This window comes from Kitasatospora sp. NPDC001225 (genome assembly GCF_053597855.1).
Genome location: NZ_JBSFJC010000016.1, coordinates 64,531 through 78,387, shown reverse-complemented (window position 1 = coordinate 78,387; position 13,857 = coordinate 64,531). Strand labels below are relative to the sequence as shown.

Below are 13,857 nucleotides of genomic sequence, written 5' to 3'. Positions count from 1 at the left end.
CGACCAGCGGCGGCCGGCAGAGCATGGTCATCATCGGCGGCGGGCTCGGCGGGCTCTCCACCGGCTGCTTCGCGCAGATGAACGGCTACCGCACCCGGATCCTGGAGATGCACGAGATCCCCGGCGGCTGCTGCACCGGCTGGGACCGGGGCGAGTTCACCTTCGACTGCTGCATCAGCTGGCTGCTGGGCAGCGGTCCGGGCAACGAGATGCACCAGATCTGGCTCGAACTCGGCGCGCTGCAGGGCAAGCGGATGCGCAACTTCGACGTCTTCAACGTGGTGCGCACCCGGGACGGCCGGGCGGTCTACTTCTACTCCGACCCGGACCGGCTGGAGGCCCACCTGCTGGAGCTGGCCCCGGAGGACGCCCGGCAGATCCGGCAGTTCTGCGCCGGGCTGCGCAAGTTCCGCCTGGCGCTGGCCCGTTACCCCTTCCTCAAGCCGGTCGGGCTGATGGGGCGGTGGGAGCGGACGCGGATGCTGGCCTCCTTCCTGCCGTACTTCAACGTGATCCGGCGCTCGATCACGGTGCTGATGAGCGACTACTCGGCGAAGTTCCGCAGCCCGCTGCTGCGCGAGGCGTTCAACTTCATCCTGTACGAGAAGCACCCCAACTTCCCGGTGCTGCCCAACTACTTCCAACTCGCCTGCCACGCCGGACAGTCGGCCGGGGTGCCGGAGGGCGGCTCGCTGGGGCTGGCCACCTCGATCGAGCAGCGCTACCGGCGGCTCGGCGGCGAGATCACGTACAACACCAAGGTGACCGGGATCCTGATCGAGGACGACCGGGCGGTGGGGGTGCGGCTGAGCGACGGCCAGGAGGTGCGGGCGGACATCGTGGTGGCCGCCTGCGACGGCCGGACGACCATGATGGACCTGCTCAAGGGCCGCTACCTGAGCGACACCTACCGTCGGCTGTACACCCAGACCATCACCGAGCCGGGCATGGTCTTCCCCGGCTACGTGACCGTCTTCCTCGGCCTGCGCCGGCCCTTCCCGGCCGGGGACCCGTGCACCACCTACCTGCTGGAGGACGAGGTCGCCGAGCGGCTCACCGGCATCCGGCACCCGAGCATCAACGTCCAGTTCCGCAGCCGCCACTACCCGGAGCTGTCGCCCGCCGACACCACCGTGGTGTACGCCAGCTACTTCTGCGACATCGCGCCCTGGCGGGAGCTGAGCACCGGGCCGGAGCAGGAGCCCCGGGTGCGGCGCGGCGAGGAGCTGCACACCCTGCCGGTCGGCCGGGGGCGGGAGTACCAGCGGGCGAAGCGCCGGGTGCGCGACACCATCGTCGAGTACCTGGACGGCCACCACCCCGGGCTGCGGGACGCGGTGGCGGTCAAGGACGTCTCCACCCCGCTCACCCAGGTCCGCTACACCGGCAACTACAACGGGACGGTGCTGGGCTGGCAGCCCTTCGTGGAGAGCGGCGAGACCCTGGAGGAGGAGGTCAAGCGCAACGGCCCGGGGCTGCCCGGCCTCGCGAACTTCTACCTCTCCGGGGTCTGGGCGACGACCGGCGGGCTGATCCGGGCGGCGGCGGCCGGCCGGCACGTCGTCCAGTTCATCTGCCGGGACGACGGCAGGCCCTTCAGGGCCGAGGTGGATGACAGCGCACCGCCGCCCACCCTGCTCATCGAACCGGTCGGCCCCGCCGACCGCCAGTTTGGAGTCACCTCGTGAGGATCGAGAAGTGGGTCGTGCGGGAGCACGTGGACGGCGTGCCGGACGTCGAGCGGATGTACCGGAAGGTCGTGGAGGAGGTGGACGTCCGGCTCGCGGCGGACGAGATGCTGCTGCGCACCCGGTACGTCTCGGTCGACCCGTACCTCCAGGGCATCGCGCTGGACACGCCGATCGGCGACCACATGGGCGCGGACTCGATCATGGAGGTGGTGGAGGCCGGGCCCGCCGCGCGCTTCGGCGTCGGCGACCTGGTGCAGGGCTTCGGCGGCTGGCGCAGCCACCTGGTCAGCACCGGCGCGCCGAGCTTCTGGCAGACCGGGACCTTCCCGATGGTCTTCCCGGCCTTCCGCCGGCTGGACCCCGCCGACTACGGTGATGACCTGCCGCTGACCACCGCGCTCGGCATCCTGGGCGGGCCCGGGATGACGGCCTGGGGGACGGTGGAGAAGTTCCTCGACGTGCGCCCCGGGTCGACGGTGCTGGTCAGCGGGGCCTCCGGGGCGGTCGGCTCGCTGGTCGGGCAGCTGGCCAGGCACCGGGGCGCCCGGGTGATCGGCACCACGGCCTCGCCGGAGAAGGCGGAGCGGCTGTGGGAGCTGGGCTTCGAGGGGGTGCTGCTGTACCGCGACGGCGACGCGCCGGAGCGGCTGCGGAAGGAGTTGGCCGAGCTGGCGCCGGAGGGCATCGACCGGTACTTCGACAGCCTCGGCGGGGCGCTCACCGACGTGGTCTTCGGGATGCTCGCGGTGGAGAGCCGGGTGGCCGTCTGCTGGCAGTGGGGGAGCCAGGTCGGCGGGGACTGGGCGGGGCCGCGGCTGCTGCCGATGATCATGTTCCCGCGCACCACGATCCGCGGCATCTTCTCGCTGGAGTGGTTCACCGAGGAGAACTGGGCCGCGCTGCGGCGGGACCTCGGCGCACTGGTCCGTAGCGGGGAGCTGGCGTACCAGGAGACGCTGCACCGGGGGTTCGACAGCATCCCGGCGGCCTACCGCGGCCTCTACCTGGACCGTTCGGCGAACCGGGGGAAGGTGCTGGTCGAGCTCTGAGCGGACGGATGTGCGGCAGGGCCCTTCGGCGGATGTGCCGAAGGGCCCTGGCGCGCGGTCAGCCCAGGGTGAACCAGGTGCTGCGGGACTTCTTCCACTCGGGGTGGGTGAGGTCCTTGGCGGCGGTGCCGTCGTTGTAGAGGTCGGCGGAGCCGTCGTCGGTGATCAGCTGGGCGCGGGCGCCGGGGGCGTCCAGGTCCGGGACGTCCGTGACGGCCTCCCAGGCGCCGTAGTCGCTGGTCGGCAGGTCGATCAGCTTGGTCGGCTTGGAACCGGGCTGCCCGTTCCAGCGGTAGAGCGCGTACGGGGCGGAGTTGTCCTCGGCGGACCAGGAGCCGGCCACGATCAGATACTGGCCGAGGTCGTTGCGGCGGATGTCGCGGACGGACAGCCCGCCGAGGTCCAGCTCGACCGGGTCGCCGAAGGTCGCGTGCGCGGCCGAACCGTTCACCAGGGACGGGAGGTTGGTGACCGGGACGAGCAGCGCCCGGCCGCCGGTGACGGCCGGGGTGAGCGGCGCGCGGAAGCCGATGTAGGCGGTGCTGGTGCTGCCGGGGGCGAACTCCAGGCCCTCGACGTTGAAGCCGTCGATCTGCTTGGGCGCCTGGCCGTCGGCGGCACCGGCCGCGAAGCCGTAGCGCTTGCCGTGGGCGTCGTCCCAGGAGATCAGGTCGTCGCGCAGGCCGTGGTACGAACCGGCCAGGGACAGCTGGGTGTCGGCGCCGGAACCGGTGACGGTGGTGGCGAAGACGGTGTGCCGGTCGGGCTTGACCACGCCGTCCTTGTTGTTGCCGAGCGAGCCGGTCCAGTAGATGGTGTTGCCGACCCGGGTGGCGGCCTCGATGTCGATCTCCTTGGAGACGCCGAGGGCCGAGCTGAAGTCCCAGGTGCGGACCGGCGCACCGGAGTTGTCGCGGTCGTACAGGCGCAGGGTGTTGGACTCGTCGTCGCCGACCACGATGAAGCCGCCGCCCGCGTCCACGGCCGCCGAGGCGTCGCTGGAGCCGGTCAGGTAGCGGCTGGTCGCCGAGGACTGGACGGCGGGGGAGGCGGCGTAGTGCAGGGTGCGGGTGGCGCTCTTGCCGCCGAGGCCGGTGACCTTGATGGTGAGGTCGGCGTAGCCGACGCCCTGGGCGGCGACCGCCAGGGTGCGGGCGCCGCCGGTGCCGCTCACCGTCACGTCGCCGGTGCGGGCGACGGCGCTGCGGGTGGTCGCCGAGGCGGCGACGGTCAGCGCCGAGGCCGCGGCGCCGGACTGGGCGACCGTCACCGTCACGGTCGGGTCGCCGGTGGCGCCGACGGCGCCGGACAGGTACCCGGCCGAGAAGGTGATCGTCGGGGTGCCGTACGAGGCGGCGCCCGCCGGGAGTGCGGGCAGGGCGAGCACGGGCACCGCCGCGACGGCGACGGCGAGCGGCAGCAGGCGGCGGAGGGAACGCGACACGGTGGCTACCCTTCGGCAGGAGGCGGGAGTTGACGGAGGGTGCAAGCCTGCTGGCGCTCGGCGAACACCGACCCTACGGCGACCTTACGAGCAGGGACGGGCAGGCGAACAGCACGCCTCGCGGCGGTGAAGCACCGTGCGTTCAGCCGGTGATGCCGGCCGCCCGCAGGCGGCGCTCGACCGCGTCCCAGTCGGGGGCGACCGGCTCGGTCCTGCGGGTGCCGACGCCCTTGTCCTTGAAGCCGCTGGAGGTCGACACGCAGACCACCGGGCCGTCGGAGAGGTCCGGCTCGCCGAGGCTGCGCAGCCCGGCCAGACCGGCCGCCGCGGACAGCTCCGTCCACAGCCCCGCCCGGGCCAGCTCCCGCTGGGCGTCGGCGAGTTGGCCGTCGTCCAGGGTCAGCGCCCGGCCGCCGCTGGAGCGGACCGCGAGCACGCCCCGGTAGCCGCTGACCGGGGAGGTGATCGAGTACGCGTCGCTCGGGCCGACCGTCACATGGGTGGCGGGCAGGCCGTCGGCGATCGCCCGGGCGAGCGGACCGGAGGCGGCCGTCTCGCAGGAGTGGATGCGCGGCACCCCGGCGGTCAGGCCCAGCCGGTGCAGCTCGACGAACCCCTTCCAGACGCCGAACAGCAGCTCGCCGTAGCCGGTCGGGACGAACACCGCGCTCGGCAGGCCGACGTCCTGGAAGATCTCGTACGCGACGGTCTTGTAGCCCTCGGGGCCGTACGCGTGCCCGGTGTGGGTGGTGGTCAGGTTGCTGACCGGGTGCAGGCCCAGCCGGTCCACCACCTGGCGCAGCAGCGGCCAGCGGGCCTCCCACGGCACCGGGAGGACCACCGCGCCGTAGGCGTTGAGGAAGGCGTCGACGTTCGGCGGCGTGTCCGGGCCGGTGAACACCACGCAGGGCAGCCCGGCGCGGGCGGCGTAGGCGGCGGCCGAGGCGCCGTGGTTGCCGGAGGAGGCGACCGCGAGGCCCGGCGCGCCGGCGCCCACGGCGGCGCTGGTGGTGCAGCGGTTCAGCCGGTCCTTGTGGCTCCAGGTGGGGTTGCGGGACTCGTCCTTGACGTACACCCCGGGCGAGACCTCCACCAGCGGGGTGGCGCCCTCGCCCAGGCCCGGCGCGAGCAGCGGCGGCAGCAGCGGGGCCCAGCGCTCCAGGCCGCCGCGCACCGGGGCGGGGGCGAACAGGCCCGCCGGGTCGGCCTTGTCGTAGGCGTAGTCGACCTCGACGGGGTAGGAGACGTCCTCGGTGCTGGTGCGCGGGCAGCCGGCGGTGAGCGGGGGCCAGAGCGGGTAGTCGAGGGCGGGGTCGCCGAGGGAGCGCTGGCCGGTCGCGAGGGAGTCTTCTGTTGGCATGCCAGGAGACTAGCCGGGCGGCCGCCCCGCGGTCCGGCGGTTCGGCGGGCCGCGGCGCGAACCCGTTCGTGGGGGACCGGTTCCGGCTGTTCCGGGCGTTCCGGGCCCGTTCCGGGCGGGGCGGGTCCGGATCAGGCGCTCTGGCGGACTGCGGAGATGTCGAACTCCAGGACGACCTTGTCGCCGACCAGGACGCCGCCGCCCTCCAGGGCCGCGTTCCAGGTGACGCCGTACTCCTTGCGGCTGATGGTGACGGAGCCCTCCAGGCCCACCCGGAGGTTGCCGTACGGGTCGACGGCGTTGCCGGTGTACTCGAAGTCGATGGTGACCGGGCGGGTGGTGTCTCCTTGATGGTGAGGTCGCCGGTGACCCGGAAGTCGCTGTCGGAGCGCGCCTCGACCGCGGTGGAGCGGAAGGTGATGTCGGGGAACGTGGGGGCGTCCAGGAAGTCGTTGGTGCGCAGGTGCTGGTCGCGCTGCTCCACGCCGGTGTCGATGCTCTCGGCCTTGATCACCACCTGGCCGGAGGAGCGGGACGGGTCGGCGCCGTCCAGGTGGGCGGTGCCCTCGAACTGGTGGAACGCGCCGCGGACCTTGGTCACCATGGCGTGGCGGGCGACGAAGCCGATCCGGGTGTGGGTGGGGTCGAGGACGTAGTCGCCGGTGAGCTCGGAGAGGTTGGCGGTCATGGTCGGCATGCCTCCTGGTGCGGGTCCCGGGTCTCGGCCCGGGGCTGGTCGGGCGGTCCCCGGACCACGCTAGGGGCAGATCCCGCGGGTCGCGCGTCGGGCTGGGCCTAAGTGGGGCACGGGGTGGGAAGGCTCGCGGGGTACGTCGGAGGAGCGGGGAGACGAGGGGGCCGGATTGGACAGCGGGATACGGGCGATGGTCGACGCGGTCGGCGAGGCGGAGCGGCAGGTGCGGGAGAACGCGCTGCCGAAGGCGCGGGACAGCGGCCGCGAGAGGGTGCCGGAGAAGGAGGAGGCGGCGCTGCTGGGTGCGCTCGCCGGGCTGGTGGAGAGCATCGGGGAGCTGGCGGGCGCGGTCGGCGGCCGGGTGACGAACCGGGGCACGGCCAGGACGTACACGGTCGCGGGCAGGCGGCTGCGGAGCGAGGCCGGCAACCTGCGGGGCGACGAGGACGAGACCGCGGCGCGGTCCAGGTGACCGGCCGCCGGTGCCCCCGGCCGGGGGCACCGGCGGTGTCGCTCAGCGGTGGCTCGGGAACTGCACCACCTGCTGGTAGGTCGGGCGGTTCTGCCAGGTGGTCTTGGCGTCCGTCACGCCGCCCAGCGGGCGCTGGATGATCGTGTCGGCGCACCACTGGTCGCCGGCCGCGCAGTCCGCGTCGCCCGGGTAGACCTGGGCCGGCGTCCGGGCGGCGGCCTGCTTCAGGGTGGTCAGCAGGACGGTCCGGCAGGCCGCGAGGTCGCCGCCGCCGCAGAACGGCCGGGCCAGCGGGCCGGCCACCCGGTCGCCGAGGACGGCGCGCAGGTCCTTGTCCAGGTAGCTCCACCAGCCGTACTGGAAGGCCGAACCCTTGTGCGGGATGGCCTCGTTGGCGCTCACCGGGCCGCCGCCGGGGCCGGTCTGCCCGCCCGAGGGGGACTCGTTGATCTGGAGGGCGCCGGTCAGCGCGCCGAACAGCGGGTCGCCGAGGCCCGGCCGCATGACGCCCTCGGCGACCAGCGGCCACCAGGCGTCCATCACCCGGATCGCGGTGGCGTCCGCGTAGCCGTGGCTGCCCGGTGAAGTCTCCTTCCGCTGGCCTCCGTTGGCGAGCCATGCCTCCAACTGCTGCAGGGCGGTGAGGGTGGCCTGGTCGGTGACGGGCGCGCTGCGCAGCACGCGGATCAGGTCGGGCAGCACGTCCTCGGCTCGCAGGTCGGCCAGGGCGGCGCCCTCCATGGCCTGGGTGAGCGAGACCCGGCTCACCTTGCCGCCGTTCCCGAGCAGGGACTTGACCCGGTCGTCCAGCAGGTTGCCGCGGTGCACCGAGCCGTTGCCGAAGCCGGCCGAGGTGTAGCCGTTCGCCTGCTTGTTGTTCCAGGAGATGTAGTAGTCCTGGTTGACGGACTGCGGGTGCTCGGCCGCCGGGGTGTACCGGGCGGTGTTGGCGACGGGGTCGAAGTCGGCCCACTCGTAGGCGGGTTGGGCCTTCACGGGGAGCCCGGGGTCGACGCCGGGGGCGCGGACCGGGTTGCTGCCGGAGTTGTAGTACGCGATGTCGCGCGAGTCGGCGTAGAACCAGTTGAAGGTGTAGTTGATGTCCTGCGCCGCCTGCTGGAACCCCGCCGCGTCGTGCACCGCGCCGGGGTCGTTCAACTCCTGGAAGCCGATGATGGATTCGGCCTCGTGCCGGTAGGTGGAGCGCAGCGAGGTGAAGGCGACGGGTGCGCCGCCGACCGTGCCGCGGGCGGTGACCAGGCCGTACCGGGAGCGGTTCATCACCAGGGTGTAGGACCCGGCCGGGGTGGAGTCGGCGGTGGTCGGGTTCCAGGCGTTCTTGCGTTCCAGCCGGTCGAAGGGCAGGCACTGGCCGTGCCAGATATAGGAGTTGGCGGAGGTGGTGACCGGGGAGCCGTCGGTGGTGCAGAGCGGGACGGCGTAGGTGTCGGTGATGTCCTGCCCGGCCGAGGTGGCGCTCCAGGCGTAGTCCTGGCCGCGGCCGAGCTGCACGTAGAAGCTCAGGCCGGCGAAGGCGGCGCCGCGCGCGCTGATCCCGGGGCCCTGGATCTCCTCCAGCATCAGCAGTTGCGGGGCGAAGTAGCCGGTCTGCGGGCCGAACACGGCCACCGGGTGGCCGTCGTCGGTGCGGGCGCCGGAGACCAGCAGGGCGTTGGACATGCCGTGCCGGGCGGTGAGCAGGTTGCCGGGCAGGACGCCGTTCGCCGCGGTGGTGGCGGAGTCGGCGGAGCCGGTGGCGTCGTACACGACCCGCTCGGGCACCACCGAGCCGGGGTCGGGCAGCGCCTCGCCCTGCGGGTGGTCGGGGACGGTGGCGTACGGGAAGCTCTGCCCGTCGTGCAGGGTCTGGACGGCCTCCGGGTCGTCCGCCTCGCGCAGCGACGCCCAGACCGCGTCCCCGGCGTCCTTGCCGTACCGGGCCTCGGCGGCCGACTTGACCTGGGCGGAGGCCAGTTCACCGCCGCCGCCGGAGCCGAACAGGGCGCCGACCACGGAGGCGAGGGCGACCAGGTCGGTCAGCTTGAACGGTTCGATCGAGCCGGCGTTGGTGATCGGGTCGATGTGCCCGGTGAGGTCGTACTCGCCCGGGAAGGTGCGGGCGTTGTAGGACTCCTTGGCGTACTGGTTGACGCCGTCGAGGTAGGCGTTGGCGTCGGCGAGGGCCTGGGTGGCCCGGCCGCCGCGGGCGGCGATGGTGTCGATCTGCTGCTGGAGCTCGGCCTCGGTGTACGGGGCGGCCTGCCAGAAGGTCTGCTCCAGCTGGCGGTTGGCGGCGGCGCCGCCCGCGAAGCCGGACAGCTGGCCGCGGCCGACGTGCCGGAAGAGGTCCATCACCCAGAGCCGGTCCTGGGCGGCGGCGTAGCCCGCGCCGAACTCGGTGCCGTAGCGGGTGGTGCCGGTGATGTGCGGGACGCCGGTGGCCTTGTCGCGCACGATGGCGACGTCCGGGCGCGGGCTGGTGGTGCTGGCCACCTGGTCGGCGGGGACGCCGAAGGAGGCGTCGTTGAAGAAGTCGCGCAGCTTGGCCTCGGTCAGGCCGGGGTAGCCGGAGGCGAGGGCGGCGTAGGGGCCGAGCTGGTCGTCGGTGTGCGCGGGGCGGGTGCCGAAGGCCCGGTTGAGCAGGATGTCGGCGAGGGTGGCGTTGCCGTTCTCGCCGGGCGGCAGGATGTCGGCGCAGTGGCCGCCGCAGTAGTCGTTGGCGGCGGCGGTCGCGGGGGCCGGCGCGGCGGCGGTGGGGGTGGTGGTGAGGGCGGCGGTGACGAGCAGGGCCGAGGCGAGGGCGGCGGCCGGGAGTCGGAGGGAGCGGGGGCGGGGGCGTTGGCGTTGGCGTGACCGCAAGGCGGACTCCTCCGTCGAAGTCTCACGGAAGAGTCGACGGTAGGGGTGCTACTGGCCGGTTGGCTAGTGGCGTGCATGCCATTTCCCGTACGGGGAAGCGGAGTTGGCCGTCCGCGGGTCGGTCGGGAAGCAGCGGCGCCGCACCTGCCGGGCTCAGTCCGGAGGTGCGGCGCCGGGTCGGTGGCGCGTCGGGTCAGGGCTTGAGCACCAGGCGGATCGGGTCGCCCTCCTTGTGCTCCAGCGCCTCGACCGCACGGGCCGCCTCGGCCAGCGGGAAGGTGCCGCTCACCGAGCGGGAGAACTCCAGCCGGCCGCCGCGGACCAGGTTGACCAGGTCGACGACGTCCTGGCCCTCGGAGCCGTAGTGGCCGCGGATCTGCTGGCGCAGGTAGCTGACCAGGGTGCCGTTGGTGACGGTCAGCGGCTTGTTGGTGAGGCCGACCAGCACCAGGCGGCCGTGCTCGCCGAGGGTGGCCATGGCCTGCTCGCGCACCGGGGCGACCCCGGCGAAGTCGAAGGCGACGGACAGCGGGCGGCCGCCGGTGGCCTCGCGCAGCAGCCCGGCGAAGCCCGGGTCGGCCGGGTCGAGGGCGGCGTCGGCGCCGAAGGCCAGGGCGCGCTCGCGGGCGGCCGGCAGCGGGTCGACGGCGACGATCGGGAAGGCGCCGATCGCCCGCAGCAGCTGCACGCCGTGGGCGCCGAGGCCGCCGACGCCCCAGACGCCGACCGCCTCGGCCGGGCGTACGGCGCCGGTGGCGGTGATCGCGGCCCAGGGGGTCGAGACCGCGTCGGGGATGAAGCAGGCCTGCTCGAAGGGGAGTTCGTCCGGTATCGGCACCAGGGTGGTGGCGGTGGCGAGCGCGTACTCGGCCCAGCCGCCGTCGTAGTCCACGCCGCGGGTGTGCACGACGCCGTCGCGGGTCTCGCCGGCCTGCAGCAGCACCCGGTCGCCGACGGCCGTACCGGTCACGCCCTCGCCGAGGGTGTGCACGGTGCCCGCGACCTCGTGGCCGAGGGTGACCTTGTCGCCCTTGAGGTAGAGCGGCTTGAGCATGCCCTCGATCAGGTGGACGTCGGAGAGGCAGACGCCGGCGGCCTCCACCTTGATCAGCACCTCGCCCGGGCCGGGGGCCGGGACGGGGACCTCCTCCACGGCGAAGGAGCCCTTCGCGACGTCGAGCCGGCCGGCGAGCATCGTGGCGGTCATCGGGACTTCCCTTCTCACGGGGGCGGCGGGTCGGGGGAGTGCCCGCCGCTCCGGAAGTTACTTGTTATTCAACAAGCAAGTTCACACTAGCATGGTGGCATGTCTACGCACGATGAGGACCGAACCGGTGGGGCCGGGGCGCTCCGGGAGGCGCCGGCGCGCCGCACCCAGGCCGAGCGGCGCGCCCGGGCCGAGTCCGCGCTGATCGCCGCCGCCGCCCGGCTGATCGCCGAGCACGGCAGCACCGGGGTCACGCTGGCCAGGGTGGGCGAGGAGGCGGGCTTCAGCCGGGGTCTGGCCACCCACTACTTCGGCTCCAAGGCCGCACTGCTGGCGCGGCTCCAGGAGGCTGCGCTGGCCGAGGCGATGGCGTCGGCCGCTCCGGCGCGCAGCGGGGCGGGGGCCGCCGAGGAGCTGTGCGGGTTCGCGCGCGGCTGCCTGGAGGGCGTCCGCAACCCGACCGACCTGGGCCGGGCCTTCGTGGTGCTGGGGGCCGAGGCGCTCGCCGGGGCCTCGGAGCTGACCGGCGCGGTGGCGGAGCTGGACGCCCGGACCCGGGCGTGGACGGCCGAGGTGGTCGGGCAGGGGCAGCGGGACGGGGAGGTGCGTCCCGGTGTGGACCCGGTGGCCTTCGCGCCGGCCTTCGTCGGGCTGCTCAAGGGGCTGGTGGTGCAGGCCGCGGCCGCGCCGGAGGCCTTCGACGTGGGGGCGGCGGTCGCGGAGTCCGAGCGCTGGATCCGGCTCGCGCTCACCGCGGGCTGAGGCTGCGGAACGCAGGCGGCCGGGCGGTCCGCGCCGCTGTCGGCCGCTCCGCGCGCAACCCCCGCTGACCTCGCCGATCGCCGCGCGGACCGGATCCGTACGGCCTGGATATCCTGATCCCATGAGCGACAACCTTCCCCCGTGTCCGCAGTGCTCCAGCGAGTACACCTATGAGATGAACGCCCTCATGGTCTGCCCCGAGTGCGGCCACGAGTGGGTGCCCGGCGGGGCCGACGAGGCCGGAGCGCCGGCCGGCGAGCGCGTGATCAAGGACGCCGTCGGCAACGTGCTGAGCGACGGCGACACCGTGACGGTGGTCAAGGCGCTCAAGGTCAAGGGCAGCGTCTCCGGCATCAAGGCCGGCACCAAGGTGCGCAACATCCGCCTGGTGGACGGCGTCGACGGGCACGACATCGACTGCCGCGTCGAGGGTTTCGGTGCGATGCAGCTCAAGTCCAGCGTGGTGAAGAAGGCCTGACCACGGGCCCGAACGGCCGCGCCCCGCCGGGAGGGACTGACGCTGTTGGTTAATTCGGGGTGGCGTTACTCGGCCCCGCTGAGCATCAGCTCGGCGGGGCCGAGTACTGCGAAGTGGCTGGTGCGGGTGCGGGCTCGTGGTGTTTCGGTGAGGTGGGCGCCGATGCGAGCGAGATTGATCGCAGCGCCGGTACGCTCACTTCCGGCCGCTGGGCCCGGGCGACGGCCGAACGTGCGGCGCAGCGGCTCGCCGCCGAGGAGGCGGTCGAGGAAGCCGAGCGGACGAAGGGGATGGTGGACGCCTGATGGAGCGCCTGGACAGCGGCGGGCACCCGGAGGGGAGCGGGAGCGAGGCCGGAGCGGCGGCCCGGGTCTGGCAGGGGATGAACGCCCTCGTGCTGGAACGCTACGACCGCCGCAAGAGCGTCGCCGAAGCCCTCGGCATGAGCTTCAGCCGGGTCAGGGCGCTGCGCCGGCTCGTCGCCGGCCCGATCACCCTGCGGGAGCTGGCCGAGCGGCTGGGCGCCGACCCGCCGTACACCAGCGTCATCGTGGACGACCTGGTGCGGCGCGGCCTCGCCGAGCGCATCACCAACCCGGTCGACCGGCGCTCCAAGCTGGTCCACCTCACCGAGGAGGGCGAGGCGAAGGCCGCGATCGCCACCGGGATCCTCAGCACCCCGCCGGACGCGCTGCTCGCGCTGCCGCCGGAGGACATCCGCGTGCTCGACCGGGTGGTGGCGAAGCTGCTGGGCTGAGCCGCCCCTGCCGACCCGTCGGACGGTGCCGAGCCCGCGGCGGAAGGGCCGTCACCGGATCCGCTCCGGTGACGGCCCTTCAGAACTCCGGGGGGGGGGGGGAATTCCCCGGCGGGCGCGGTTACTTCGCGCCGAAGGCCTTCTCGATGTCCTCGACGACCTTCTCCGCCGCGATCGGGCCGGAGCTGCTGCTCCACACCTGGCCGTCGACGCCCATGAGCTGGTTGGTGCCGACGGCCTTGAGGCGGGTGAAGGCCTCCTGCTTGCGGGCGGTCTCCAGGGCCTTCTCGCCCTCGGCGTTCAGGGTGGCGACGAACACCCGGTCGGCGTCGGCCTTGTTGAGGTTCTCCAGGGACAGCGGGTCCGAGTGGGGCTGGGCGCCCAGGCCGTCGGCGATCGGCATGGTGCCGGCGCCGGCCTTCTTCAGCAGGTCGCCGGGCATGTTGGTGGTGTTCATCACGATCGGCCCGTTGGGCATCCAGCGCATCACCACGGCGCTGCCGCTCTTGCCCTCGCCGGCCTTGGCGGCGCGCTTGTCCAGGGCGTCCAGCTTGGCGGCCAGGTCGTCCTTGTGGCCGAGCGCGTCGCCGTACACGGCGAGCACCTCGCGCCAGTCGCCGGCCTTGGGGGCGATGGTCGGGGCGACCGCCGAGAGCTTGTCGTACTGGGACTTCTCGATGCCGGAGGAGGCCAGGATGAGGTCCGGGGTGGCCTTCAGGATCGCCTCGAGGTTGGGCTCCTTGACCGTGGCGACCAGCGGGATGCTGTCGGCCTTCAGGTAGGCGGGGGCGGTGGTGCCGCCGCGGCTGGAGCTGGTGCCGACCGGGGTGACGCCGAGCGCGAGGGCGGTGTCCAGCGAGGTGTCGCCGAGGGCGATGACCCGCTTGGCCTCGGCCGGGACCTCCACGGCGCCGAAGGCGGTGTCGATGCTGCGCTTGCCGCCCTTCGCGGCGGCGGTGGACGAGGAGCCGGAGTCACCCGCGGACCCGCCGGACCCCGAGGAGCCGCACGCGGTCAGGCCCAGGGAGAGGGCGCCGACCACGGCCGCGCCGAGCAGGGTCTTGGTAAAGCGGGTGCCAAGCAT

At 73.4% G+C, this 13,857-nt stretch carries 12 protein-coding genes and 1 pseudogene; 7 read left to right on the top strand and 6 right to left on the bottom strand.

Features of this window, described 5'->3' with window-relative positions:
* Positions 1 to 23: 23 nt before the first annotated feature.
* Positions 24 to 1,688, top strand: a complete 1,665-nt coding sequence (locus ACWDCZ_RS08215; protein WP_074005989.1) for a phytoene desaturase family protein — start codon at positions 24 to 26, stop codon at positions 1,686 to 1,688.
* Entirely contained in the window at positions 1,685 to 2,740 is a 1,056-nt protein-coding gene (locus ACWDCZ_RS08210; RefSeq protein WP_074005954.1) for an MDR family NADP-dependent oxidoreductase, read from the top strand. Before ACWDCZ_RS08215 ends, ACWDCZ_RS08210 begins: the two co-directional genes overlap by 4 nt.
* A 58-nt stretch (positions 2,741 to 2,798) precedes the next feature.
* Here the strand turns inward: ACWDCZ_RS08210 and ACWDCZ_RS08205 are convergent, their stop codons facing one another.
* The 3 genes and pseudogenes from ACWDCZ_RS08205 to ACWDCZ_RS08195 all read right to left on the bottom strand — a co-directional run bounded on the left by ACWDCZ_RS08205 (position 2,799) and on the right by ACWDCZ_RS08195 (position 6,232).
* Complete coding sequence (locus tag ACWDCZ_RS08205) at positions 2,799 to 4,184, bottom strand: hypothetical protein (protein WP_387830272.1); 1,386 nt, start codon at positions 4,182 to 4,184, stop codon at positions 2,799 to 2,801.
* 142 nt (positions 4,185 to 4,326) lie between these two features.
* Positions 4,327 to 5,544, bottom strand: a complete 1,218-nt coding sequence (locus ACWDCZ_RS08200; protein ID WP_074005953.1) for a threonine synthase — start codon at positions 5,542 to 5,544, stop codon at positions 4,327 to 4,329.
* Between the two features lie 131 nt (positions 5,545 to 5,675).
* Positions 5,676 to 6,232: pseudogene (locus ACWDCZ_RS08195) on the bottom strand (YceI family protein).
* 175 nt (positions 6,233 to 6,407) lie between these two features.
* Here ACWDCZ_RS08195 and ACWDCZ_RS08190 point away from each other — a divergent pair.
* Positions 6,408 to 6,710, top strand: a complete 303-nt coding sequence (locus ACWDCZ_RS08190; protein ID WP_416874708.1) for a hypothetical protein — start codon at positions 6,408 to 6,410, stop codon at positions 6,708 to 6,710.
* Positions 6,711 to 6,752: 42 nt separating this feature from the next.
* On the opposite strand, the gene ACWDCZ_RS08185 is transcribed toward ACWDCZ_RS08190, so the two are convergent.
* Together ACWDCZ_RS08185 and ACWDCZ_RS08180 are read right to left on the bottom strand one after the other, a co-directional pair.
* Positions 6,753 to 9,569: a penicillin acylase family protein gene (locus ACWDCZ_RS08185; RefSeq protein WP_449815539.1), complete on the bottom strand. Its 2,817-nt coding sequence runs from the start codon at positions 9,567 to 9,569 to the stop codon at positions 6,753 to 6,755.
* A gap of 193 nt (positions 9,570 to 9,762) precedes the next feature.
* Entirely contained in the window at positions 9,763 to 10,776 is a 1,014-nt protein-coding gene (locus ACWDCZ_RS08180; protein ID WP_449815538.1) for a zinc-binding dehydrogenase, read from the bottom strand.
* Positions 10,777 to 10,875: 99 nt separating this feature from the next.
* On the opposite strand from ACWDCZ_RS08180, the gene ACWDCZ_RS08175 reads away from it, so the two are divergent.
* The 4 genes from ACWDCZ_RS08175 (at position 10,876) to ACWDCZ_RS08160 (ending at position 12,773) form a co-directional block, all read left to right on the top strand.
* Positions 10,876 to 11,538 carry a TetR/AcrR family transcriptional regulator gene (locus ACWDCZ_RS08175; RefSeq protein ID WP_380742461.1) on the top strand — a complete coding sequence of 221 codons (663 nt, stop codon included), beginning with the start codon at positions 10,876 to 10,878 and terminating at the stop codon, positions 11,536 to 11,538.
* A 121-nt stretch (positions 11,539 to 11,659) separates the two neighbouring features.
* Positions 11,660 to 12,016 carry a zinc ribbon domain-containing protein YjdM gene (locus ACWDCZ_RS08170; RefSeq protein ID WP_117486841.1) on the top strand — a complete coding sequence of 119 codons (357 nt, stop codon included), beginning with the start codon at positions 11,660 to 11,662 and terminating at the stop codon, positions 12,014 to 12,016.
* Positions 12,017 to 12,075: 59 nt separating this feature from the next.
* Positions 12,076 to 12,321, top strand: a complete 246-nt coding sequence (locus tag ACWDCZ_RS08165; protein WP_449815537.1) for a hypothetical protein — start codon at positions 12,076 to 12,078, stop codon at positions 12,319 to 12,321.
* Positions 12,321 to 12,773, top strand: coding sequence for a MarR family winged helix-turn-helix transcriptional regulator (locus ACWDCZ_RS08160; RefSeq protein WP_117486839.1), 453 nt, complete (start codon positions 12,321 to 12,323; stop codon positions 12,771 to 12,773). Before ACWDCZ_RS08165 ends, ACWDCZ_RS08160 begins: the two co-directional genes overlap by 1 nt.
* A 121-nt stretch (positions 12,774 to 12,894) precedes the next feature.
* On the opposite strand, the gene ACWDCZ_RS08155 is transcribed toward ACWDCZ_RS08160, so the two are convergent.
* Positions 12,895 to 13,857: an ABC transporter substrate-binding protein gene (locus ACWDCZ_RS08155; RefSeq protein ID WP_449815535.1), complete on the bottom strand. Its 963-nt coding sequence runs from the start codon at positions 13,855 to 13,857 to the stop codon at positions 12,895 to 12,897.